The organism is Pseudomonas sp. AM14(2022) (assembly GCF_036346455.1).
Classification (GTDB): Bacteria; Pseudomonadota; Gammaproteobacteria; order Pseudomonadales; family Pseudomonadaceae; genus Aquipseudomonas; species Aquipseudomonas putida_A.
This window is the reverse complement of the sequence record NZ_JAOTNY010000001.1, coordinates 470,879-493,603: the sequence shown is the minus strand read 5'-3', so window position 1 is coordinate 493,603 and position 22,725 is coordinate 470,879. Positions and strand designations below refer to the sequence as shown.

Here is a 22,725-nt window from a genome sequence, read left to right as displayed (position 1 = left end):
GGTTACTGAATGATCAGGTTGTTGAACAACAGATCTTCAACCACCGGCTTGCCGGTCTCGTCATTCATCACTTGCTGGGTCTGCTTCAGGGCTTCCTGACGCAGCTTTTCCTTGCCTTCGATGCTGCCCATCGCCTCGGTGGTCTGCTGAGTGAACAGCGCCACCAGTTGATTGCGGATCAGCGGCTCGTTGGCCTTGACCAGTTTGGTCGCCTCTTCGCCCGTCACACGCAGCGCCACATCGGCCTTGTAGACCTTCAGCTTCGGTGTGCCGTCCAGCCCGTAGTTGCCCACGAACGGCGGGCTCAGGGTGATGTAGTTGACCTTCGGCGCCTCGCCTTCTTTGGCTTCTTCGGCCAGCGCTGCCACAGGCAGAGACAGGGCCAGCAACAACATGATCCACGCTTTCACAATTCGCTCCTTATCCGGTTTGCGGCCTAGCATAACGACCCGCCGCGCAAGCACAAGCTTATGGCTGACTATCAGGGCCGGGCATGCTCGTTGACCCGTTGACTGACACACCTACACTTATCGGCCATCACTCCCAAAGGAATAGCCCTGATGAAAGCCGTGCTGTGCAAAGCCTTCGGCCCTGCCGAATCGCTGGTGCTGGAAGACGTCGCCAGTCCTGTCGCGAAGAAGAACGAAATCCTGCTGGAGGTGCACGCCGCCGGGGTCAACTTCCCGGACACGCTGATCATCGAGGGCAAGTATCAGTTCAAGCCGCCCTTCCCGTTTTCGCCGGGGGGCGAAGCGGCCGGCGTGGTCAGCGCCGTCGGTGAGAAAGTCAGCCACCTGAAAGTCGGCGACCGGGTCATGGCCCTGACCGGTTGGGGCAGCTTCGCCGAACAGGTCGCGGTGCCGGGTTACAACGTGCTGCCGATCCCGCCGTCGATGGATTTCAACACCGCCGCCGCGTTCAGCATGACCTACGGCACTTCGATGCACGCCCTCAAGCAACGGGCCAACCTGCAACCGGGCGAGACCCTGCTGGTGCTCGGCGCTTCCGGTGGCGTCGGTCTGGCGGCGGTGGAAATCGGTAAAGCCATGGGTGCCCGGGTCATTGCCGCCGCCAGCAGTGCAGAGAAACTCGCCGTGGCCAAGGCCGCCGGTGCCGATGAACTGATCAACTACAGCGAAACCAGCCTCAAGGACGAAATCAAACGCCTCACCGACGGCCAGGGCGCCGACGTGATCTACGACCCGGTCGGCGGCGACCTGTTTGACCAGGCCATCCGCGCCATCGCCTGGAACGGCCGCCTGCTGGTGGTCGGCTTCGCCAGCGGACGCATCCCCGAGCTGCCGGTCAACCTCACGCTGCTCAAGGGCGCCGCGGTACTCGGCGTGTTCTGGGGCTCCTTCGCCCAGCGCCAGCCGCAGGACAACGCGGCGAACTTCCAGCAACTGTTCGACTGGTTCGCCGAGGGCAAGTTGAAACCGCTGGTGTCGCAGGTGTATCCGCTGAGTAATGCGGCGCAGGCGATCAACGATCTGGGGCAGCGCAAGGCGGTGGGCAAGGTGGTGGTGCAGGTGCGCTGAGTTTTTGCAGGCCGGTGACTCTCGGCGCCGGCCTGATTCGCGCCAGGCAGCAACCCAGCGTCGCTGGCTATTAAAGCAACTCACGAACCTCTCCCGGCAGAAAACTCATGTAGCTACGCATAGGGGCTTCCCGGCAGCCTCTGACGATCATCGGTACACGCCGGTTCATCTTGGCGATGATCGCCAGACGCTGTTCATCGGCCATCTGACTCTTGAGAATCACGTTGGAAACGTAAGCACGGGTGTAATTAAACACTTGTGCATCGACCCAGGCATGCTCAGGCATGTTCCTGAAATTGTCATTGATGCCGCGACACTTTACTGACTTCAGCCACTGGTTGATGTCGATCGGCTGGTCCCTGGCCAATCGAAAGAGCATCGGCGCCACGACGGGCTGTTCCGCAGGCCGACCGTCTTCAATCGTCCAGGGCCTGAAGCGCCACTGTGTTATGGCGTCTTTGACCGCCTCAGCCAGATCGGGGTGATCACTTTGCACGATGTCGATCGCGCTGACCGAGCCATCCGCCTTGACGATAAAGCTGACCCTGACCTCGCCTTCGACCCCTGCCCTGGACAACCTCTTCGGGTAAATCGGCTGCGGGTTGTTTTCAGGTATGAGTAACCCTTCTGCCGCCAGTGCAAGACTGAAGATCGTCAATAAAAGCCCTGCAAAAAACCACCGCATGATCGCGCCCCTTCCCTATTGAGATGCCTGTCCGGCAACAACAGAAAGTTTAAGGAGCACTGTCTTTTAACTGAATGGCGCAGCTTCGCTATTGAATGCAGGACATTTCCTGATCCCGATGGGAAATCCGACGAAACCGCTGGGCAAATGACGGCAGGTAAATTTTCTGACGGACGTTTACCCGCCGTTCGGCCCGGCAGAGTCGCCCGGCAACAAGTGCTCCTGCACCTTCAGACTGCGCGACGGAATCAGCCGGCCCTTGTCATCGAAGCGCAGGACGATCAGCCAGTCGAAGACATCATCCGGCCATTTTTCCTGGCCCATCAGCGCTGTGGGGTCACCGCCGAAGGCTTTGATCAGTTTATTGATATGGCCGTGGTGCCAGGCAATCAGCACCGTCTGCGCCTGATTGCTCTTGCGCAACAGTTTGACCAGTTGATGCAGGTCGCCGTTGACGTAGGGCTGCTCGATCGCAAGGTTCAAGCGCTGGGCCAACGGGGTCAGGGTCAGGCGTGAGCGCGAACTTTCCGGGGTATCGCCGGCAGCGATCAAACGCTGGGGGGTGAACGTCTGGCCGTCGAGTTTCAGCGGATTGAAATAGTCAACGTAAGCGGCGGCGCGCTGTTCACCTCGGGCATTGAGCACCGATCCTGTATCCGGTTTTTCCGCATGCCGAATGATCAGCACCGTGGCGTTGCGCAGGCCGGAATGAGCAGGATGATCGGTGACGATCAATGTCAGCAACACGACGGCAAGTCCCGCTGCCACCAAAAATCTCGGCACCAACATGCGAACCTTCAGTGACATTGCTTATCTCGGCGGATCAATCGGCTGAACGGGCCGCGAGTCTAAGTCACTCCAGGTAGATAAGTGGTGAAAACGCCCTGTTCTTACAGCTGAGCGACAGGTTCGTAAAAGAACGCGCGAATTCCAACATTTCCCCTGTTTTGCCAATGCGAACCGGTGCTATTTTCGGTAACGAAACTGTAACATTCGCATCCGCAGTCAAAACAAGAAATCTGGAGCTCTTGAATGTTTGCTTTCTTTCGTCCTGCCGCACATCAGGCTCCATTGCCTGAAGAAAAAATAGACAGTACTTACCGACGCCTGCGCTGGCAGATCTTCGCCGGTATCTTCTTTGGCTACGCGGGTTACTACCTGCTGCGCAAAAACTTCTCGCTGGCCATGCCGTACCTGATCGACGAAGGCTACAGCCGTGGCGATCTGGGTCTGGCGATGTCGGCCATCGCCATTGCCTACGGTCTGTCGAAGTTCCTGATGGGCCTGGTGTCCGACCGTTCCAACCCGCGTTACTTCCTGCCGTTCGGCCTGCTGGTGTCGGCCGGGGTGATGTTCATTTTCGGTTTCGCGCCGTGGGCGACTTCCAGCGTGACCATGATGTTCATCCTGCTGTTCATCAACGGCTGGGCCCAGGGCATGGGCTGGCCGCCGAGCGGACGCACCATGGTGCACTGGTGGTCGCAGAAGGAACGCGGCGGCGTGGTTTCGGTGTGGAACGTGGCGCATAACGTCGGTGGCGGTCTGATCGGCCCGCTGTTCCTGCTCGGCATGGGCCTGTTCAATGACTGGCACGCAGCCTTCTACGTTCCGGCAGCGGTGGCGCTGGGCGTGGCGGTGTTTGCCTTCATCACCATGCGCGACACCCCGCAATCGGTCGGCCTGCCGCCGATCGAGAAGTACAAGAACGATTACCCGGAAGGCTACGACGCCAGCCACGAAGACGAATTCAGCGCCAAGGAAATCTTCGTCAAATACGTGCTGCGCAACAAAATGCTCTGGTACATCGCCATGGCCAACGTGTTCGTTTACCTGCTGCGCTACGGCGTACTGGATTGGGCGCCGACCTACCTGAAAGAAGCCAAAGGTTTCACCGTGGATAAAACCTCGTGGGCCTATTTCTTCTACGAGTGGGCGGGCATTCCGGGCACGCTGCTGTGCGGCTGGATGTCGGACAAGATCTTCCGTGGCAATCGTGGCCTGACCGGCATGGTGTTCATGGCGCTGGTGACCGTGGCGACGCTGGTGTACTGGCTGAACCCGGCCGGCAACCCGACGGTGGACATGATCGCGCTGTTCTCGATCGGCTTCCTGATCTATGGCCCGGTGATGCTGATCGGCCTGCAGGCGCTGGAACTGGCACCGAAGAAAGCCGCCGGCACGGCTGCGGGCTTCACCGGTCTGTTCGGTTACCTGGGTGGTTCGGTCGCGGCGAGTGCGGCGATGGGCTACACCGTTGACCACTTCGGCTGGAACGGTGGTTTTGTCCTGCTGGTGGGCGCTTGCCTGCTGTCGATGGCCTTCCTGGCCCCGACCCTGTGGCACAAGCAAGGCGCCAGTCAGAGCCGCGAAGCCGTCGCCTGATCGGCTTTTGACTGACAGCGCTTGAGCCGCGCCTCCAGATTTCGATCCGGCATGGCGTGGCTGCGCAGGGCGTGGGCGGTCTGCTCGACATAATCACGAGTGGTGCCGTAACGCCCGCAAGCGCTTTCGAACACCTGGCTCAGCACATGATCCGGCAAGTTGCCGGCATAGCTGGGCAGGTGTCGCTCCAAAACAAACCCTAACGCCTGAACCTGACTGCCATCTTCGAGCCGGCAGTTCAGCCAGTGCGGGCGATAGGACGGGAACGGCATCTCGCGTTTCCACAGCGCGTACAGCGCAGCGTCGAGGTTCTCTTCCGGCAGCCGATAGGCGAAGCCGCTGCATGAACCGCCGCGATCCAGACCAAATACCAGCCCGGGCATTTCCGGCGTTCCGCGATGCTCATGCGACCACAGGTACAAGCCCCGATGGTAGCCATGGACTCGTCCGCGCACCCGCTCCACCGCCGTACATTCCGGGCGCCAGATCAGCGAACCGTAGGCGAACAGCCACACCGGGCCGCCCTTGTGGCGCGCCATGGTCGATTGCATCGAGACGAGAAGTTGTTCGTGGGTCAACTGCGGCCCCAGATCGAGCCGCGGAGGGTAAGCCAGATTCACAAAAGCAGATTCAATGGCTGTCATGACGGAAGTGTTCGGCCCCGCAAGTATTACAAGATGTAAGCACAATTCGCTTGATAGAACATATAGCAGTAACTCTAAAACGAAAAGTGCTAAAGGATGTATGACCTGTCCCATAGCGCTAATTGGCGATTATCAGCCTCGGCTATGCGGTTTTATATAGCCTAATACCATTGCAGAAATATCTTAAATACCCGAATGAAATATGCATAAGCCTTCGCTTGTTCAGGTTTCGTTCATGAAGGCGCAGGAAACTTCCGACTAAAATGTCGGACTTTCTTTCCTCTCCGTCGCTGAACGCCTGCGTATAACGGCCTTCCTCTGGCGCAAGCCATCCCGTTTAACCGAGGCTTCACTATGAAAATCCCAAGACTTCTGGCCGCATTGCTGATGGCTCAGGCCGGCCATGCATTGGCCGAGGACGATGCGCAAGGCAAAGGCTTCTGGTATGCCCAGACCAGTGTCTATACCCGACATTACTCGCCCGACCCCGAACACAATAATCATCAGGACTTGATCGGCATCGAACGCAATCAGGCTTCCGGCTGGGTATTTGGCGGGGCAACTTTCCGCAACTCGTTCCGCCAGCGCTCGAACTACGCCTATGTCGGCAAGCGCTATGACAGCAGCGAATATCCGCTGTATCTGAAACTCACGGGTGGGCTGTTGCAGGGTTATCACGGTGATTACAAGGACAAGATTCCTTTGAACCGCTACGGCGTTGCGCCGGTGATCATTCCGTCCGTCGGGACTCACTACGGCCCATTGGCCGCCGAGCTGGTATTTCTCGGCGCCAATGCGGCGATGGTGACTAGCGGCGTGCGTTTCTAGAAGCGCGGCTCAGGCGCGGGACGCAAGAGCTCGGCTCAATTCGCGCTGCTCAAGAGCGCGGCGCATACGCAAATACATCGGCGCGCATCTGGTGCGCATCCATCCCGGCTTCCACCAGCGCATCCAGCGTGCCGTAGACCATCGCCGGCGAGCCGCTGGCGTAGACGTGCAGGGACTTCAGATCGGCGAAGTCTTCACACACGGCCTGGTGCAACATCCCGCAGCGCCCTTCCCAACCGCACTGGTCGCTGACGACTTTGTGCAGGAACAGATTGGGCAGCTTCAACCATTCGTCCCAATGTTCGATCTCGTAGAAATCTTCCGGACGGCGTACACCCCAATACAGATGCACCGGGTGTTTGAAGCCGTTGGCGCGGCAGTGTTCGATCAGGCTGTGGATCTGGCCCATGCCGGTACCGGCGGCGATCAGTACCAGCGGCCCGTCAGGCAACTCGGCGAGGTGGGTGTCGCCGAATGGCAGCTCGACGCGCACCATCGGGTTGCGCTGCAGTTGTTCTATCAGACTCAGGGCACTGGCTTCGCGGGCCAGTACGTGGATTTCCAGATCGCGCCCACCGTGCGGCGCCGAGGCCATGGAGAACGCCGACTTCTCGCCGTTTTCACGCTCGATCATCAGGTACTGCCCGGCGTGATAACGCGGCGGCTTGCCGGCCGGCGCACGCAGACGCACGCGCCAGGTGTCGCCGCCGACATCCCGGCATTCGATGACCTGACACGACAGGCTGCGCACCGGCAGTTCTCCCAGCGCGAGCACGCCATCCCACAGCAGGACGCAGTCTTCCAGCGGCTCGGCTATGCAAGTGTAGAACTCGCCGTGGTCGTGCACCTTGCCGGCCTGCTCGACCCGGCCTTCCACCAACAGCGCCGCACACACGTGGCAATTGCCGTTGCGGCAGCTTTGCGGGCAGTCGTAGCCCAGGCGCCGCGCACCATCGAGAATCCGCTCGCCGGGCTGTATCTCAAGCACCGCTCCGGAGGGCTGCAGGGTTACACGCATCAATCTATTCCTAACTGATTCCAGATGGCATCGATCCGCTGGGTGACGGCGTCGTCCTTGACGATTACGCGGCCCCACTCGCGAGTGGTTTCGCCCGGCCACTTGTGGGTGGCATCCAGGCCCATTTTCGAGCCCAGGCCGGACACCGGCGAGGCGAAGTCGAGGTAGTCGATCGGCGTGTTGTCGATCATCACCGTGTCGCGCTTGGGGTCCATGCGCGTGGTGATGGCCCAGATCACGTCGTTCCAGTCCCGGGCGTTGATATCGTCGTCAGTGACGATAACGAACTTGGTGTACATGAACTGTCGCAAAAACGACCAGACACCGAGCATCACGCGCTTGGCATGCCCCGGATACGACTTCTTCATCGTCACCACGGCCATGCGGTACGAGCAGCCTTCGGGCGGCAGATAGAAATCGGTGATCTCCGGGAACTGCTTCTGCAGGATCGGCACGAACACTTCGTTCAGCGCCACACCAAGGATCGCCGGCTCATCCGGTGGACGGCCGGTGTAGGTGCTGTGATAGATCGGCTTGATCCGATGGGTGATGCGTTCGACGGTGAACACCGGGAAGCTGTCGACTTCGTTGTAGTAACCGGTGTGGTCGCCGTACGGGCCTTCGTCGGCCATTTCGCCCGGATGAATCACCCCTTCGAGGATGATCTCGGCAGTGGCCGGCACTTGCAGGTCGTTGGCACGGCACTTGACCAGCTCGGTGCGGTTACCGCGCAACAGGCCGGCGAAAGCGTATTCGGAGAGACTGTCCGGCACCGGCGTCACGGCGCCGAGGATGGTCGCAGGGTCGGCGCCCAGCGCCACGGAGACCGGGAATGGCTGGCCCGGATGCTTCTCGCACCACTCACGGAAGTCCAGCGCACCGCCACGGTGGCTGAGCCAGCGCATGATCACCTTGTTGCGGCCGATCACTTGCTGACGGTAGATACCGAGGTTCTGGCGGTCCTTGTTCGGGCCTTTGGTGACAGTCAGGCCCCAGGTGATCAGCGGGCCGACGTCGCCGGGCCAGCAGGTCTGCACCGGCAGCATCGCCAGGTCGACGTCGTCGCCTTCGATGACCACTTCCTGGCACACCGCGTCTTTGACGACTTTGGGCGCCATCGAGATGATCTTGCGGAAGATCGGCAGTTTCGACCACGCGTCCTTCAAGCCCTTCGGTGGCTCCGGCTCCTTGAGGAAAGCCAGCAGCTTGCCGATCTCGCGCAGTTCGCTGACCGACTCGGCGCCCATGCCCATGGCCACCCGCTCCGGGGTGCCAAACAGGTTGCCGAGCACCGGGATGTCGTAGCCGGTCGGCTTCTCGAACAGCAGCGCCGGGCCCTTGGCCCGCAGTGTGCGGTCGCACACCTCGGTCATCTCCAGCACCGGCGAGACGGGAATCTGGATGCGTTTCAACTCTCCGCGCTGCTCAAGCTGCTGCACGAAATCCCGAAGATCCTTGAATTTCATTGACGATGGCACCCTCAAAATAGGCGTACATCCTACCTGCTATGCAGCCCTGTGGCAGCCTGTCGCTGCTTACTTGGCTGCATTCGTCTGCGCTTTGCCAAGGTTTTCCCGGGCTTGCAGTCCGATAAACAGCGGCTCGAGGATCGGCGCCACAAACCGCGCACCGACTTCGGACAGGTGGTTGTCATCGGTGTACAGCGAGTAGCCGCCGAGTTCGGCGTGACACAGGCCGTTTTCATCACACAGTCGCGGCGCCGGATCGACCACGCGCACCGCCGGATCATTCTGCGCCAACTGCGCGAACAACTGACTGATGAACACCTGACGCTTGTGGTGCGCCTCGACGGCCAGTCCGACGTCATCCACCGGACGATCGAGCATCGCCAGTCGCGTCAGCCGATACGGCGGGCTGAATGCCTGCAACGGCGCCTCTTTCACCAGCCATACGCGATGCCCGGCTGCCCGCAATTGTGCGACGCGAGTGCGCAGGCCTTCGGCAAAACGCTGCTCGGCCTCGGCGCGATCGTAACGACCGTCTGGCGTTCTCAAGACATGCCCGAGATCACCCTTGGCATCGCCGTACAGGTACAGGCTCCAGCGGGCGACCAGCACCACATCGCTGATCGCCTGGGTTTTCAGCCCCTGCTCGACCCGCTTGTTGAAGCGTGCACAAACCCCGTCATGCTCCAGCCCATCGACCGGAATGCACCCTGGAGAACTGGTCAGAATCACGCTGACACCGTGAGCTTTGGCACCGTCATCGAACACCGGGATCAGCGCCGTGGCATGGCTGTCGCCCCAGACCAGCGCGCGGGTCGGCAGATCCGCCACGCCGTAATGGCAGAACAGCTTGTCGTCCGGGGTCTTGTCATCCGCCAGACAAGCCATCAGCTCAGGCCGCCATTCGCGGCCTTTGGCGTATTGCAGCGCCTGCTCGGACAGGCGCCATGGCAAGCCATCGGTCCAGCGCAGTGATTGCCCGGCCAGACCGAGCACCAGGATCCCGCAGAAACCGGCCAGCAGAATCTGCCGACGACCGGCGAGCAGGCGCCGTTCACGGAACGGCGTTTCGACGAACTTCCATGACAGATAACCCAGCACCAGGGTCAGCAGAATCAACCCGGCCGTGTCGAGCGCGCCCGGCTCATCGACACTGGCGTAGCTGGAAAACACGAATACCGGCCAGTGCCACAAATACCAGGAATAGGAGATCAGCCCGAGGCCGACCATCACCCGACTGCTCAACAATTGACCAACCAGCGTTTCGCGATGACCGTTGGCCAGAATCAGCAGCACCACGCCCAGTACTGGCAGCAACGCGGTGACACCCGGGAACGGCGTCGACTTGTCATAGGCAAACACCGCCAGCAGGATCAACCCCATGCCGAGCAGGCTCAAGGCCTGGGCGGCCAGCGGCTTCAAGCGCCAGGCGTGTTTCGGCGCAACCGCCAGCATCGCCCCGGCCAGCAACTCCCAGGCGCGCATCGGCAGCAGGAAGAAGGCTTTCTCCGGATGATGCTGGATCGCCCACACACTCAGCCCGAACGACACCAGCAGCACGCCGCACAGCGCCAGCCGCCAGTGTTTCAGGCGGCTCGAGAGCAACGTCAGCAGCAGCGGGAAGAAGATGTAGAACTGCTCCTCCACCGCCAGTGACCACGTGTGCAACAGCGGTTTCAGGTCAGAGGCAACGTCGAAGTAGCCGTCCTGACGCATGAACAGGATGTTCGAGACGAACGTCACCTGATAGCGCACCGAACGCCCCAGCTCTTCGTAGTCCTTGGGCGCCAGCAGGAACCAGCCCACCGCCAGCACCGCAATGATCATCGCGAACAGCGCCGGCAGAATCCGCCGCGCACGCCGCGCCCAGAACTCGACGAAGCTGAAACGGCCAGCCTGACGCTGATTCCAGATGATCGAGGTGATGAGGTAGCCGGAAATCACGAAGAACACGTCCACGCCGACAAAACCGCCGGTAAACCCCGGGACGCCAAAATGGAACAGCACCACGGCGATCACCGCGACTGCTCGCAGGCCGTCGATATCCCTTCGATAAGCGAGTGTGCTCATAAAATCTTTAATGCCAATCAGGTGGTTGTTTTTTGTACAGCACGAGCCTTAATCACAGAGGCTCCGAGCGCTGTTTGTGGGTTGCCCGATCACAGACCTTACCAGATCAGGAACCTCCCATTGCCGGGGTAAATTTCATGCAAAAAAAAGGCGCCCCCCAAAGGGGCGCCCTTTTTATCGGTTCAACCGGCGATGTTACTTGCGCTTCATCGACAGGAAGAACTCGTCGTTGGTCTTGGTCGTTTTCAGCTTGTCGACCAGGAACTCGATGGCAGCCACTTCGTCCATCGGGTGCAGCAGCTTGCGCAGGATCCACATGCGCTGCAGTTCGTCGTCGGCGGTCAGCAACTCTTCGCGGCGGGTGCCGGAACGGTTGATGTTGATGGCCGGGAACACACGCTTCTCGGCGATCTTGCGATCCAGAGGCAGTTCCATGTTGCCGGTACCCTTGAACTCTTCGTAGATCACTTCGTCCATCTTCGAGCCGGTTTCAACCAGCGCGGTGGCGATAATGGTCAGCGAGCCGCCTTCTTCGATGTTGCGCGCAGCACCGAAGAAACGCTTCGGTTTCTCCAGGGCGTGAGCATCGACACCACCGGTCAGCACCTTGCCGGAGCTCGGGATCACGGTGTTGTAGGCACGGGCCAGACGGGTGATGGAGTCGAGCAGGATCACCACATCCTTCTTGTGTTCGACCAGGCGCTTGGCCTTCTCGATCACCATTTCGGCAACCTGCACGTGACGGGTCGGCGGTTCGTCGAAGGTCGAGGCAACCACTTCGCCGCGCACGGTGCGCTGCATTTCGGTTACTTCTTCCGGACGTTCGTCGATCAACAGCACGATCAGGTGAACTTCAGGGTTGTTACGGGCGATGTTCGCCGCGATGTTCTGCAGCATGATCGTCTTACCGGCTTTCGGCGGTGCAACGATCAGACCACGCTGGCCTTTGCCGATCGGGGCGCACAGGTCGATCACACGACCGGTCAAGTCTTCGGTGGAACCGTTGCCGGCTTCCATCTTCATGCGCACGGTCGGGAACAGCGGGGTCAGGTTCTCGAAGAGAATCTTGTTCTTCGCGTTCTCCGGACGATCGAAGTTGATCGTGTCGACCTTGAGCAGAGCGAAGTAACGCTCGCCTTCCTTCGGAGGGCGGATCTTGCCAACGATGGTGTCACCGGTGCGCAAGTTGAAACGACGGATCTGGCTCGGCGAGACGTAGATATCGTCCGGGCCGGCGAGGTAGGAAGCGTCAGCGGAGCGCAGGAAGCCGAAGCCGTCCTGGAGAATCTCCAGCACGCCATCACCGGAGATTTCCTCGCCGCTTTTCGCGTGCTTTTTCAGCAGGGAGAAAATCACGTCCTGCTTGCGCGAACGGGCCATATTTTCTATGCCCATCTGTTCGGCCAATTCGAGCAGTTCGGTAATCGGCTTTTGCTTGAGTTCAGTCAGATTCATATAGGAATGACGTAATCATTTATGGAGGGGGGAAATTAAGCTTTTGGCTTAATGAGGCCGCGCCGCGGAGAAGGCGACAGGATCGCGAACTTGTTCGAAAAGGAGTGCGTCGGCGACGGCTAGCAGGGGGCAGTGGAGAAACCAGTGCGGGGCCGAATGTACCACCTGAGTTTCGGAGCGTCTAGCCCTGAATACGCAAAAAGCCCCGCAAATTGCGAGGCTTTTTTTCGGCGATTTACTGCGACGCTTAGATGTTGGCGTCGAGGAAAGCAGCCAGTTGCGACTTCGACAGGGCGCCGACTTTGGTCGCTTCAACGTTGCCGTTCTTGAACAGCATCAGCGTCGGGATACCACGCACGCCGTGCTTGGCCGGGGTTTCCTGGTTTTCGTCGATGTTCAGTTTGGCGATGGTCAGCTTGCCTTTGTAAGTCTCGGCAATCTCGTCCAGAACCGGAGCGATCATTTTGCAAGGGCCGCACCATTCAGCCCAGTAGTCGACCAGTACAGCGCCTTCGGCCTTGAGTACGTCGGCTTCGAAGCTGGCGTCGCTAACGTGTTTGATAAGATCGCTGCTCATGGAATTCTCCAGGTTGTAAGCAAAAAAACGTGGCCCATCATAGCCGCCCTTCCCCTCTTCAGGAAGCCGCAGTTGATTGAGTCTTGCTATGGCACTCGATGAGTTTGGGTATAGCCCAAGTCACGCCGTGGCGGGGGCAATGAAGGAAATTCCGGTGCGCAGGGCCGCATTGCGCACGTGCTCCTGCATGGCCTTCTGGGCCGCAGCGGATGCCCGGCGCGCCAGCGCACGAAGGATCTTGCGGTGCTCCTGCCAGGTTTCCATCGCCCGTTCGGCGCGGATGAACGGTAGCTTCTGGCTCTCCAGAAAGATCTCGGCGCTCGCAGTGAGGATGCTCAGCATCGCCTGATTGCCGCTGGCCAGCAGAATGCGCCGGTGGAATTCGAAGTCGAGTTTCGCCGCAGCCTCGAAGTCCCCAGCCTTCAATTGCTCGCGCATCGCCGCAACGTTGTCCTCCAGCGCATCCAGATCGAAGGTGCTCAAGGTCACCGCCGCCAGCCCGGCGGCAAAACCCTCCAGCGCATAGCGCAACTGAAAGATGTCGAGCGGCGAGGCCTGCGCTGCGAACGGCCAGCCCGGCGCATTGTCACCCTGCGCAATCTCCACCGGTGCCTGCACGAACACGCCTTTGCCCGGCTGGATGCTGACCACGCCGAGCGCGCTGAGCGACGACAGTGCCTCACGCAACGACGCCCGGCTGACTCCCAGTTGCACCGCCAGATCCCGTTGCGACGGCAACGCATCGCCCGCACCAAAACCCTGCTCGGTGATCAGTTTGCGTATGGCTTGCAGCGCCACTTCGGGTACGGCGCGGGAGATCGAGTTCATGGTTTTTCAGACGAGCCAGGCCAAGGTGCGGCTAGTTGTAAAGCTATTCGCGGGATCCGGCAAGTCGTGCCCCAGCGGGGTTCGGCGCCCGCTGCCGGTGCGCCATCGGGGTGCGAAAAACAACCTGACTGTTCAGACCAGTAAGACCGAACAAACCCGGCAAACCCGCGGCCTGCCGGGGATAAATCCGGGTATTGGCACGGCCCGTGCTCTGTCCGATCGCAGAAATCACTTCCCGTCGATCCGGAGATTTGCCATGACCCTGCGTTACCGAGCCCTCCTCGCCGCTCTGTTTTCCAGCTTGATGCTGAGCCAGATCCCCGCCCACGCCGATGGCCTGGAAGACGTGGTCAAACGCGGCACACTGAAAGTTGCCGTGCCTCAGGACTTCCCGCCATTCGGCTCGGTCGGCCCGGACATGAAACCCCGTGGCCTGGATATCGACACGGCGAAGCTGCTGGCTGATCAACTCAAGGTCAAACTCGAACTGACCCCGGTCAACAGCACCAACCGCATCCCGTTCCTCACCACCGGCAAGGTCGACCTGGTGATCTCCAGCCTCGGCAAGAACCCGGAGCGCGAGAAAGTCATCGACTTCTCCCACGCCTACGCGCCGTTCTACCTCGCGGTATTCGGCCCGCCTGAGGCAGCGATCAGCGGCCTTGACGACCTTAAGGGCAAAACCATCAGCGTCACCCGTGGCGCCATCGAAGACATCGAGCTGACCAAGGTCGCCCCCGAAGGCGTGACCATCAAGCGCTTCGAGGACAATAACTCGACCATCGCCGCCTACCTCGCCGGCCAGGTCGATCTGATCGCCAGCGGCAACGTGGTGATGGTGGCGATCAGCGAGAAGAACCCGAAACGCGTGCCGGCGCTGAAAGTGAAGCTCAAGGATTCGCCGGTCTACGTCGGCGTGAACAAGAACGAGCCCGCGCTGCTGGGCAAGGTCAACGAGATCCTCGCCACCGCCAAGGCTGACGGCGCGCTGGAGAAAAACTCGCAGACCTGGCTCAAAGAGCCCCTGCCGGCCGACCTCTGATCGGTCGCGCGGGAGACAATCGATGGCTTATCAGTTCGATTTCATGCCGGTGGTGCAAAACACCGACCTGCTGCTGCGCGGCGCCCTGTTCACCCTGGAGCTGACGGCGATTGGCGCGCTGTTCGGGGTCGGCGTGGGCATCGTCGGCGCGCTGGTGCGGGCGTGGAACATCCGCCCGTTCTCGGCACTCTTCGGCGTCTACGTCGAGTTGATCCGCAACACGCCATTTCTGGTGCAACTGTTCTTCATCTTCTTCGGCCTGCCATCCCTCGGGGTGCAGATTTCCGAGTGGCAGGCGGCGGTGCTGGCGATGGTGATCAACCTCGGTGCTTATTCGACCGAGATCATCCGCGCCGGCATCCAGGCGATTCCGCGCGGACAACTGGAAGCCGCTGCCGCACTGGCGATGAGCCGTTTCGAAGCGTTCCGCCATGTGGTCCTGCTGCCGGCGCTGGGCAAGGTCTGGCCGGCCCTGAGCAGCCAGATCATCATCGTCATGCTCGGTTCGGCGGTGTGTTCGCAGATCGCCACCGAGGAGCTGAGCTTCGCCGCCAACTTCATTCAGTCGCGCAACTTCCGCGCCTTTGAAACCTATGCGCTGACCACGCTGATCTACCTGTGCATGGCGCTGCTGATCCGCCAATTGCTGAACTGGATCGGCCGCCGCTATATCGCGAGGAGCAGCCAATGAGCGACTTCACCTTCTGGGACATCCTGCGCAACCTGCTCACCGGCCTGCAATGGACGCTGGCGTTGTCGCTGGTGGCGTTCATTGGCGGCGGGATCGTCGGGCTGCTGATTCTGATCATGCGCATCTCGAAAAACCCGTTGCCGAGCAATATCGCCCGCACCTGGATCGAGCTGTTCCAGGGCACACCGCTGCTGATGCAGCTGTTTCTGGTGTTTTTCGGCGTGGCGCTGGCCGGGATCGAGATCTCGCCGTGGATGGCGGCAGCCATTGCCCTGACATTGTTCACCAGCGCCTATCTGGCGGAGATCTGGCGCGGTTGCGTCGAAGCGATCCCCAATGGCCAATGGGAAGCCTCGTCGAGTCTGGCGCTGAATCCGCTGGAGCAACTGCGCTACGTGATCCTGCCGCAAGCGCTGCGCATCGCCGTGGCGCCGACCGTGGGCTTCTCGGTGCAAGTGGTCAAAGGCACTGCGGTGACCTCGATCATCGGCTTCACCGAGCTGACCAAGACCGGCGGCATGCTCGCCAACGCCACTTTCGAACCGTTCATGGTCTACGGCCTCGTCGCCCTCGGCTACTTCCTGCTCTGCTACCCCTTGTCGCTCAGCGCGCGCTACCTGGAAAGGAGACTGCATGCCTCTGCTTAGAATTTCCGCCCTGCATAAATACTACGGCGATCACCACGTGCTCAAAGGCATCGACCTGAGCGTCGAGGAAGGCCAGGTGGTGGCGATCATCGGCCGCAGCGGCTCGGGCAAATCGACCCTGCTGCGCACCCTCAATGGTCTGGAGTCGATCAACGACGGGGTGATCGAAGTCGACGGCGAATACCTCGACGCAGCCCGCGCCGACCTGCGCAGTCTGCGGCAGAAAGTCGGCATGGTATTCCAGCAGTTCAACCTGTTCCCGCACCTGACCGTGGGCGAGAACGTGATGCTCGCGCCGCAAGTGGTGCAGAAAGTACCGAAGGCCAAGGCGGCCGAACTGGCGCGCAAGATGCTCGAACGCGTCGGGCTGGGGGAGAAGTTCGACGCCTTCCCGGATCGGTTGTCCGGCGGACAGCAACAGCGCGTGGCGATTGCCCGGGCGCTGGCGATGTCGCCGAAAGTGTTGCTGTGCGACGAGATCACCTCGGCGCTGGACCCGGAGCTGGTCAATGAAGTGCTCGCCGTGGTCAGGCAACTGGCCAAGGAAGGCATGACGCTGATCATGGTCACCCACGAAATGCGCTTTGCCCGGGAAGTCGGCGACAAACTGGTGTTCATGCACCATGGCAAGGTGCATGAGGTGGGGGATCCGAAGGTGTTGTTTGCCAATCCGCAGACAGCGGAGCTGGCGAATTTCATTGGTACCGTGGAAGCGACAGCCTGATAACGCTTCAGCACCTGAGCGGACGCCTTCGCGGGCAAGCCCGCTCCCACAGGGTTCTGCGGCGGAACACGATTGTGTGTTCGACACAAAAACCTGTGGGAGCGGGCTTGCTCGCGAATGGCCGCGCCGCGGTCTCAAGCTTTTATGCGCAGGATCAACGGTTTGAACCATGCGCGTTGGCGTCAGCGTTTGATCGTGGCACGATGGCGGGGTTATCGACCGAGACCCCCTGACCATGCCGCAATCCAAAGCCAAGAATCTGTCCCTGATCGCCGCAATCGACCTGGGCTCCAACAGCTTCCACATGGTCGTGGCCAAGGCCCAGAACGGTGAAATCCGCATCCTGGAGCGCCTCGGAGAGAAAGTGCAGCTCGCCGCCGGTATCGACGATGAGCGCCATCTCAACGAAGAATCGATGCAGCGCGGCCTCGACTGCCTCAAGCGCTTTGCCCAACTGATCAACGGCATGCCACTGGGCGCCGTGCGGATCGTCGGCACCAACGCCCTGCGCGAAGCGCGCAATCGCCTGGAATTCATCCACCGCGCCGAAGAGATCCTCGGCCACCCGGTGGAAGTCATCTCCGGCCGTGAAGAAGCGCGGCTGATTTATCTGGGCGTTTCGCACACCCTCGCCGACACCCCGGGCAAGCGTCTGGTGGCCGACATCGGCGGCGGCAGTACCGAATTCATCATCGGCCAGCGTTTTGAACCGCTGCTGCGCGAAAGCCTGCAAATGGGCTGCGTCAGCTTCACCCAGCGTTACTTCAAGGACGGCAAGATCACCCCGGCCCGTTACGCCCAGGCGTACACCGCGGCGCGGCTGGAGATCATGAGCATCGAGCACGCCCTGCACCGCCTGACCTGGGATGAAGCCATCGGCTCCTCGGGCACCATCCGCGCCATCGGCCTGGCGCTGAAGGCCGGCGGGCATGGCACCGGCGAAGTGAATGCCGAAGGCCTGGCCTGGCTCAAGCGTCGTCTGTTCAAACTGGGTGACGTCGACAAGATCGACTTCGAAGGCATCAAGCCTGACCGTCGGGCAATCTTCCCGGCTGGCCTGGCGATTCTCGAAGCGATCTTCGACGCCCTCGAACTGCAACGCATGGATCATTGCGAAGGCGCGCTGCGTGAAGGCGTGCTCTACGATCTGCTCGGGCGCCATCACCACGAAGACGTGCGCGAACGCACCCTGACTTCGCTGATGGAGCGCTATCACGTCGATCTGGAACAAGCCGCGCGAGTTGAACGCAAGGCACTGCACGCCTTCGATCAGGTCGCCGCGGACTGGGAGCTGGATGACGGCATCTGGCGTGAACTGCTGGGCTGGGCGGCGAAAGTCCACGAAGTCGGCCTCGACATCGCGCACTACCACTACCACAAGCACGGCGCCTACCTGATCGAGCACTCGGACCTTGCCGGGTTCTCCCGCGAAGACCAGCAAATGCTCGCCCTGCTGGTGCGCGGCCACCGCCGCAACATTCCCAAGGACAAGTTCGCCGAATTCGGTGACGACGGCGACAAGCTGATCCGCCTGTGCGTGCTGCTGCGCTTCGCGATCCTGTTCCACCACATCCGTGGCACCCAGGCGATGCCACAAGTGACGCTGCATGCCAAAGGCAACACCCTCGACGTGGAATTCCCGGAGAACTGGCTGGATGAGAATCAGCTGACTCAGGCCGACTTTGGCCTCGAAGCCGACTGGCTGACGCGGGTGGGCATCGTGCTAACAGTCCACTGATAACCTTGTGGCGAGGGAGCTTGCTCCCGCTGGGGCGCGAAGCGGCCCTTCCTTTGAAAGCATAGGCCTGCTGCGCAGTCCAGCGGGAGCAAGCTCCCTCGCCACAGGTGGGTGAACGACAGGCACAAAAAAGGCGATCCGCAAGGATCGCCTTTTTATTGGGCTGAAGGTCAGCTGCTCACCGGCAGAATCGGGCTGCCCAGGCGTTCCAGCAAGGTCGCCTGCGCGCTGCGCGGGTTCTGGTTGCCGGTTGGCGTGTTGCGGATGTAACGGCCATCCGACTGCAGGCTCCAGCTGTGGGTGTTGTCAGTCAGGTACAGCTCCAGCTCTTTCTTCACGCGAGTCAGCAGCTTCTTGCCTTCTACCGGGAAGCAAGTCTCGACGCGCTTGTCGAGGTTGCGCTCCATCCAGTCGGCGCTGGAGAGGAACATCTGCTCCTCGCCGCCGTTGAGGAAGTAGAACACTCGGGTGTGTTCAAGGAAGCGACCGATGATCGAGCGCACATGGATGTTGTGCGAAACCCCGGCGATGCCCGGACGCAGGCAGCACATGCCACGCACCACCAGATCAATGCGCACGCCGGACTGGCTGGCCTTGTACAGCGCACGAATGATCTTCGGATCGGTCAGCGAGTTGAACTTGGCGATGATGTGCGCCGGTTTGCCTTCGACGGCGAACTGGGTTTCCCGGGCAATCATGTCGAGCATGCCCTTCTTCAGAGTGAACGGCGCATGCAGCAGCTTCTTCATGCGCAGGGTTTTACCCATGCCGATCAACTGACTGAACAGTTTGCCGACGTCTTCGCACAAGGCGTCGTCGGAAGTCAGCAGGCTGTAGTCGGTGTACAGACGGGCGTTGCCGGCGTGGTAGTTACCGGTGCCGAGGTGCGCGTAACGCACGATCTCGCCGGCCTCGCGACGCAGGATCAGCATCATCTTGGCGTGGGTCTTGAAGCCGACCACGCCGTAGATCACCACCGCACCGGCCGCTTGCAGACGGCTGGCCAGTTGCAGGTTGGACTCTTCGTCGAAGCGTGCGCGCAGTTCGATAACCGCGGTCACTTCCTTGCCGTTACGCGCGGCGTCCACCAGCGCATCGACGATCTCGGAGTTGGCACCGGAGCGGTACAGGGTCTGGCGCACAGCCAATACATGCGGGTCTTTCGCCGCTTGGCGCAGCAGGTCGACCACCGGGGTAAACGACTCGAACGGGTGCAGCAGCAGGATGTCCTGCTTGCTCACCACGCTGAAAATGTTCTCGCTGTTCTGCAGCAGTTTCGGGATCTGCGGGGTGAACGGCGTGTATTGCAGCTCCGGGTGGCTGTCCAGACCGGTGATGCTGAACAGACGGGTCAGGTTGACCGGGCCGTTGACCTGATACAGCTCGGTCTCGCTCAGGTTGAACTGCTTGAGCAGATAGTCCGAGAGGTGTTTCGGGCAGGTGTCGGCGACTTCCAGGCGCACCGCATCACCGTAGCGCCGCGAGAACAGCTCGCCACGCAGGGCGCGCGCCAGGTCTTCGACATCTTCGGAGTCGAGCGCCAGGTCGGCGTTTCGGGTCAGGCGGAACTGGTAGCAGCCCTTGACCTTCATGCCCTGGAACAGGTCATCGGCGTGGGCGTGGATCATCGACGACAGGAACACATAGTTGTCGCCCGGGCCGCCGACTTCTTCCGGAACCTTGATGATCCGTGGCAGCAGGCGCGGTGCCGGGATGATCGCCAGACCGGAATCGCGACCGAAGGCGTCGATGCCTTCCAGTTCGACGATGAAGTTCAGGCTCTTGTTCACCAGCAACGGGAACGGGTGCGTCGGGTCGAGGCCGATCGGGGTGATGATCGGCGCGATCTCGTCGCGGAAGTAGCGGCGCACCCAGGTCTTGATCTTGGTCGTCCAGTGACGGCGACGGATGAAGCGCACCTGATGCTTTTCCAGCTCCGGCAGCAGGATGTCGTTGAGGATCGCGTACTGGCGGTCAACGTGACCGTGCACCAGCTCGCTGATCCGCGCCAGCGCCTGATGCGGTTGCAAACCGTCGGCACCGGCCTGTTCCCGGGCGAAGGTGATCTGCTTTTTCAGGCCGGCGACGCGGATTTCAAAGAATTCGTCGAGGTTGCTGGAGAAGATCAGCAGGAACTTCAGCCGCTCCAGCAACGGATAGGACTCGTCCAGCGCCTGTTCCAGCACGCGGATGTTGAACTGCAGTTGCGAGAGCTCGCGATGGATATACAGGCTGCTGTCATCCAGGCCCGGGATCGCAATCACTGGCGCCGCCGCGACGGCTTCGGTAACCGGCGCGGGTGGCGCAGGCTCGAGTTCCGGCGGGGTTTCGGTGATTTGCTCCACCACCGGTTGAGCTTCTTTTACTGCAACTTCAGTGAGTCCTTCGGTATTCATCGAATGTTCCTGGGAGGGCTATTTCTGCTCTCGTAACAATTGAGCGGCGCGGACAGCAAAGTAAGTCAGGATGCCATCAGCGCCGGCACGTTTAAAGGCGGTCAGTGATTCAAGAATTACCGCCTCGCTCAACCAGCCATTCTGGATCGCCGCCATGTGCATGGCGTATTCGCCGCTAACCTGATAGACGAAGGTCGGCACTTTGAAGGCATCTTTTACCCGGAAAAGTATGTCCAGGTACGGCATGCCGGGTTTGACCATGACCATGTCCGCGCCTTCAGACAAGTCCGCGCCGACTTCGTGCAGCGCTTCGTCGCTGTTGGCCGGGTCCATCTGATAGGAGGCCTTGTTGGCCTTGCCCAGATTCGCCGCCGACCCCACGGCATCGCGGAACGGCCCGTAATAGGCGCTGGCGTACTTGGCCGAGTAGGCCATGATCCGCACGTTGACGTGACCGGCCAGCTCCAGCGCCTCGCGGATCGCCTGAATCCGACCGTCCATCATGTCCGACGGCGCCACGACCTGAGCGCCGGCTTCGGCGTGGGACAGTGCCTGCTTGACCAGTGCGTCGACGGTGATGTCGTTCTGCACGTAGCCTTCTTCATCGAGAATGCCGTCCTGACCGTGGGTGGTGAACGGATCAAGGGCGACGTCAGTGATCACGCCCAATTCCGGGAAACGCTCACGCAACGCGCGAGTAGCACGTTGGGCAATACCCTCGGGGTTCCAGGCTTCGGCAGCATCAAGGGATTTCAGTTCGACAGGCGTGACCGGGAACAGCGCCAGCGCCGGGATCCCCAGTTCGACCCATTGCGCCGCTTCTTCAAGCAGCAGGTCGATGGTCAGGCGCTCGACACCGGGCATCGAGGCCACGGCTTCGCGACGGTTTTCACCCTCAAGCACGAACACCGGCAGGATCAGGTCATCGACCGTCAGCACGTTTTCCCGCACCAGCCGACGCGAAAAATCATCACGACGATTGCGACGCAGGCGAGTGGCTGGGAACAGACGATTGGCAGGGGTAAAGCTCACGGCGGACTCCTGAGCCCGCGCAAACGGGCGAGCGTGACAGTTATAGACGGCCATTATGACCAACAGATTACAGTTGTGCGTACCCCGTGACATGTAGCCGCATTCCATTGTTAGCGTAGGAATTGTTCACGTCGAGACACATTTGGACACTTTCATGAATGTGTCCGAAGGGTTAGGCTGCGCGTTCATTTCGCCAGCACCCAGACAATGCTCCAACAATTTCTGCATGACTTTGGCTACTTTGCCTTGTTCCTCGGCACGTTCTTCGAAGGCGAAACCATCCTGGTGCTCGCAGGCTTCCTCGCGTTCCGTGGATACATGGACATCAACCTGGTGGTGGTCGTGGCGTTCTTCGGCAGCTATGCCGGCGATCAGCTGTGGTACTTCCTGGGGCGCAAGCACGGGCGCAAATTGCTCGCGCGCAAACCGCGCTGGCAGATGATGGGCGACCGCGCGCTGGAACATATTCGCAAGCATCCGGACATCTGGGTTCTGAGCTTCCGCTTCGTTTACGGCCTGCGCACGGTGATGCCGGTGGCGATCGGCCTGTCGGGTTATCCGCCGGGACGTTATCTGCTGCTGAACGGCATCGGCGCAGCGATCTGGGCCACCGCTCTGGCAGCCGCCGCCTACCACTTCGGCGCGGTGCTCGAAGGCATGCTCGGCAGCATCAAGAAGTACGAGCTGTGGGTGCTCGGTGCGCTGCTGATTCTTGGCGTTGGTCTGTGGCTGCGTCGCCGCTTCAAGAATGCGCGTCTGGCCAAGCAGGTTTACGCCGATGAGCAAGCCGCAAAAGCGGCACTGCTGAATCAAGCCGAAGTGGCCAAACCTGCCGAACCGAAGACGCCAGCCGAATAACGCGCTGGCGCCTGGCGTACAGCCCTGCGCAAAGCCCGGGCTGGCCGGCTCTTTTAGTCATTTATCCCCTCTGCGCCAGCGGACTCCCGTTCGCCAGCGGCGTTCT

General features: G+C 60.8%; 21 protein-coding genes. 9 read left to right on the top strand and 12 right to left on the bottom strand.

The window, feature by feature from the left end:
- Positions 1-2 precede the first annotated feature (2 nt).
- Positions 3-410 (bottom strand): flagellar basal body-associated protein FliL, encoded by a 408-nt coding sequence (locus tag V3W27_RS02290; protein WP_027610485.1) that lies wholly within the window; start codon positions 408-410, stop codon positions 3-5.
- Between the two features lie 150 nt (positions 411-560).
- Between V3W27_RS02290 and V3W27_RS02285 the strand changes: the two genes are divergently transcribed.
- Complete coding sequence (locus V3W27_RS02285) at positions 561-1,538, top strand: NADPH:quinone oxidoreductase family protein (RefSeq protein ID WP_330205823.1); 978 nt, start codon at positions 561-563, stop codon at positions 1,536-1,538.
- 70 nt (positions 1,539-1,608) lie between these two features.
- On the opposite strand, the gene V3W27_RS02280 is transcribed toward V3W27_RS02285, so the two are convergent.
- A complete protein-coding gene (locus tag V3W27_RS02280) occupies positions 1,609-2,223 on the bottom strand; it encodes an energy transducer TonB (protein ID WP_330205822.1) in 615 nt (204 codons plus the stop codon).
- A 177-nt stretch (positions 2,224-2,400) separates the two neighbouring features.
- Positions 2,401-3,030 carry a flagellar basal body-associated protein FliL gene (locus V3W27_RS02275; protein WP_330205821.1) on the bottom strand — a complete coding sequence of 210 codons (630 nt, stop codon included), beginning with the start codon at positions 3,028-3,030 and terminating at the stop codon, positions 2,401-2,403.
- 225 nt (positions 3,031-3,255) lie between these two features.
- Here V3W27_RS02275 and glpT point away from each other — a divergent pair, with 225 nt between their 5' ends.
- Positions 3,256-4,605: a glycerol-3-phosphate transporter gene (gene glpT, locus V3W27_RS02270; protein WP_330205820.1), complete on the top strand. Its 1,350-nt coding sequence runs from the start codon at positions 3,256-3,258 to the stop codon at positions 4,603-4,605.
- Here glpT and V3W27_RS02265 read toward each other — a convergent pair.
- The gene (locus V3W27_RS02265; protein WP_047596692.1) at positions 4,581-5,249 is read right to left on the bottom strand and encodes a gamma-glutamylcyclotransferase; all 669 of its coding nucleotides are present in this window, start codon (positions 5,247-5,249) and stop codon (positions 4,581-4,583) included. The genes glpT and V3W27_RS02265 overlap by 25 nt on opposite strands.
- 354 nt (positions 5,250-5,603) lie before the next feature.
- Here V3W27_RS02265 and V3W27_RS02260 point away from each other — a divergent pair, with 354 nt between their 5' ends.
- A complete protein-coding gene (locus V3W27_RS02260) occupies positions 5,604-6,077 on the top strand; it encodes a sn-glycerol-3-phosphate transporter (RefSeq protein WP_330205819.1) in 474 nt (157 codons plus the stop codon).
- A gap of 49 nt (positions 6,078-6,126) precedes the next feature.
- Here the strand turns inward: V3W27_RS02260 and V3W27_RS02255 are convergent, their stop codons facing one another.
- From V3W27_RS02255 to V3W27_RS02230, 6 genes are all read right to left on the bottom strand, one after another.
- A complete protein-coding gene (locus tag V3W27_RS02255) occupies positions 6,127-7,095 on the bottom strand; it encodes a CDP-6-deoxy-delta-3,4-glucoseen reductase (protein WP_330205818.1) in 969 nt (322 codons plus the stop codon).
- A complete protein-coding gene (gene ubiD, locus V3W27_RS02250; protein ID WP_330205817.1) occupies positions 7,095-8,561 on the bottom strand; it encodes a 4-hydroxy-3-polyprenylbenzoate decarboxylase in 1,467 nt (488 codons plus the stop codon). The genes V3W27_RS02255 and ubiD overlap by 1 nt, the downstream gene beginning before the upstream one ends.
- A gap of 69 nt (positions 8,562-8,630) precedes the next feature.
- Complete coding sequence (locus V3W27_RS02245; protein ID WP_330205816.1) at positions 8,631-10,631, bottom strand: acyltransferase family protein; 2,001 nt, start codon at positions 10,629-10,631, stop codon at positions 8,631-8,633.
- A gap of 195 nt (positions 10,632-10,826) precedes the next feature.
- Positions 10,827-12,086 carry a transcription termination factor Rho gene (gene rho / locus V3W27_RS02240; protein WP_003229334.1) on the bottom strand — a complete coding sequence of 420 codons (1,260 nt, stop codon included), beginning with the start codon at positions 12,084-12,086 and terminating at the stop codon, positions 10,827-10,829.
- A 247-nt stretch (positions 12,087-12,333) separates the two neighbouring features.
- Positions 12,334-12,663 (bottom strand): thioredoxin TrxA, encoded by a 330-nt coding sequence (gene trxA / locus V3W27_RS02235; protein WP_003177349.1) that lies wholly within the window; start codon positions 12,661-12,663, stop codon positions 12,334-12,336.
- Positions 12,664-12,783: 120 nt separating this feature from the next.
- Positions 12,784-13,491 (bottom strand): FadR/GntR family transcriptional regulator, encoded by a 708-nt coding sequence (locus V3W27_RS02230; RefSeq protein ID WP_027610476.1) that lies wholly within the window; start codon positions 13,489-13,491, stop codon positions 12,784-12,786.
- A gap of 256 nt (positions 13,492-13,747) precedes the next feature.
- On the opposite strand from V3W27_RS02230, the gene V3W27_RS02225 reads away from it, so the two are divergent.
- From V3W27_RS02225 to ppx, 5 genes are all read left to right on the top strand, one after another.
- Positions 13,748-14,533: a transporter substrate-binding domain-containing protein gene (locus V3W27_RS02225; protein ID WP_134784931.1), complete on the top strand. Its 786-nt coding sequence runs from the start codon at positions 13,748-13,750 to the stop codon at positions 14,531-14,533.
- 22 nt (positions 14,534-14,555) lie between these two features.
- Positions 14,556-15,224: an amino acid ABC transporter permease gene (locus V3W27_RS02220; protein ID WP_027610474.1), complete on the top strand. Its 669-nt coding sequence runs from the start codon at positions 14,556-14,558 to the stop codon at positions 15,222-15,224.
- Entirely contained in the window at positions 15,221-15,871 is a 651-nt protein-coding gene (locus V3W27_RS02215) for an amino acid ABC transporter permease (protein ID WP_095137639.1), read from the top strand. The genes V3W27_RS02220 and V3W27_RS02215 overlap by 4 nt, the downstream gene beginning before the upstream one ends.
- Positions 15,858-16,595, top strand: a complete 738-nt coding sequence (locus V3W27_RS02210; RefSeq protein WP_095137640.1) for an amino acid ABC transporter ATP-binding protein — start codon at positions 15,858-15,860, stop codon at positions 16,593-16,595. Before V3W27_RS02215 ends, V3W27_RS02210 begins: the two co-directional genes overlap by 14 nt.
- Positions 16,596-16,830: 235 nt before the next feature.
- Positions 16,831-18,333, top strand: coding sequence for an exopolyphosphatase (gene ppx, locus V3W27_RS02205; protein WP_027610472.1), 1,503 nt, complete (start codon positions 16,831-16,833; stop codon positions 18,331-18,333).
- A 170-nt stretch (positions 18,334-18,503) separates the two neighbouring features.
- On the opposite strand, the gene ppk1 is transcribed toward ppx, so the two are convergent.
- Together ppk1 and hemB are read right to left on the bottom strand one after the other, a co-directional pair.
- Entirely contained in the window at positions 18,504-20,729 is a 2,226-nt protein-coding gene (ppk1, locus tag V3W27_RS02200) for a polyphosphate kinase 1 (protein WP_041072035.1), read from the bottom strand.
- Between the two features lie 18 nt (positions 20,730-20,747).
- Positions 20,748-21,761, bottom strand: a complete 1,014-nt coding sequence (gene hemB / locus V3W27_RS02195; RefSeq protein WP_007968446.1) for a porphobilinogen synthase — start codon at positions 21,759-21,761, stop codon at positions 20,748-20,750.
- A gap of 207 nt (positions 21,762-21,968) precedes the next feature.
- On the opposite strand from hemB, the gene V3W27_RS02190 reads away from it, so the two are divergent.
- The gene (locus V3W27_RS02190; RefSeq protein ID WP_027610469.1) at positions 21,969-22,619 is read left to right on the top strand and encodes a DedA family protein; all 651 of its coding nucleotides are present in this window, start codon (positions 21,969-21,971) and stop codon (positions 22,617-22,619) included.
- The last annotated feature ends 106 nt before the right edge of the window (positions 22,620-22,725 follow it).

Coding starts and splice junctions, on each gene's coding strand:
- V3W27_RS02285 (WP_330205823.1), top strand. CDS start 561: ATGAAAGCCGTGCTGTGCAAAGCCTTCGGCCCTGCCGAATCGCTGGTG.
- V3W27_RS02280 (WP_330205822.1), bottom strand. CDS start 2,223: ATGCGGTGGTTTTTTGCAGGGCTTTTATTGACGATCTTCAGTCTTGCA.
- V3W27_RS02275 (WP_330205821.1), bottom strand. CDS start 3,030: ATGTCACTGAAGGTTCGCATGTTGGTGCCGAGATTTTTGGTGGCAGCG.
- glpT (WP_330205820.1), top strand. CDS start 3,256: ATGTTTGCTTTCTTTCGTCCTGCCGCACATCAGGCTCCATTGCCTGAA.
- V3W27_RS02265 (WP_047596692.1), bottom strand. CDS start 5,249: ATGACAGCCATTGAATCTGCTTTTGTGAATCTGGCTTACCCTCCGCGG.
- V3W27_RS02260 (WP_330205819.1), top strand. CDS start 5,604: ATGAAAATCCCAAGACTTCTGGCCGCATTGCTGATGGCTCAGGCCGGC.
- V3W27_RS02255 (WP_330205818.1), bottom strand. CDS start 7,095: ATGCGTGTAACCCTGCAGCCCTCCGGAGCGGTGCTTGAGATACAGCCC.
- ubiD (WP_330205817.1), bottom strand. CDS start 8,561: ATGAAATTCAAGGATCTTCGGGATTTCGTGCAGCAGCTTGAGCAGCGC.
- V3W27_RS02245 (WP_330205816.1), bottom strand. CDS start 10,631: ATGAGCACACTCGCTTATCGAAGGGATATCGACGGCCTGCGAGCAGTC.
- rho (WP_003229334.1), bottom strand. CDS start 12,086: ATGAATCTGACTGAACTCAAGCAAAAGCCGATTACCGAACTGCTCGAA.
- trxA (WP_003177349.1), bottom strand. CDS start 12,663: ATGAGCAGCGATCTTATCAAACACGTTAGCGACGCCAGCTTCGAAGCC.
- V3W27_RS02230 (WP_027610476.1), bottom strand. CDS start 13,491: ATGAACTCGATCTCCCGCGCCGTACCCGAAGTGGCGCTGCAAGCCATA.
- V3W27_RS02225 (WP_134784931.1), top strand. CDS start 13,748: ATGACCCTGCGTTACCGAGCCCTCCTCGCCGCTCTGTTTTCCAGCTTG.
- V3W27_RS02220 (WP_027610474.1), top strand. CDS start 14,556: ATGGCTTATCAGTTCGATTTCATGCCGGTGGTGCAAAACACCGACCTG.
- V3W27_RS02215 (WP_095137639.1), top strand. CDS start 15,221: ATGAGCGACTTCACCTTCTGGGACATCCTGCGCAACCTGCTCACCGGC.
- V3W27_RS02210 (WP_095137640.1), top strand. CDS start 15,858: ATGCCTCTGCTTAGAATTTCCGCCCTGCATAAATACTACGGCGATCAC.
- ppx (WP_027610472.1), top strand. CDS start 16,831: ATGCCGCAATCCAAAGCCAAGAATCTGTCCCTGATCGCCGCAATCGAC.
- ppk1 (WP_041072035.1), bottom strand. CDS start 20,729: ATGAATACCGAAGGACTCACTGAAGTTGCAGTAAAAGAAGCTCAACCG.
- V3W27_RS02190 (WP_027610469.1), top strand. CDS start 21,969: ATGCTCCAACAATTTCTGCATGACTTTGGCTACTTTGCCTTGTTCCTC.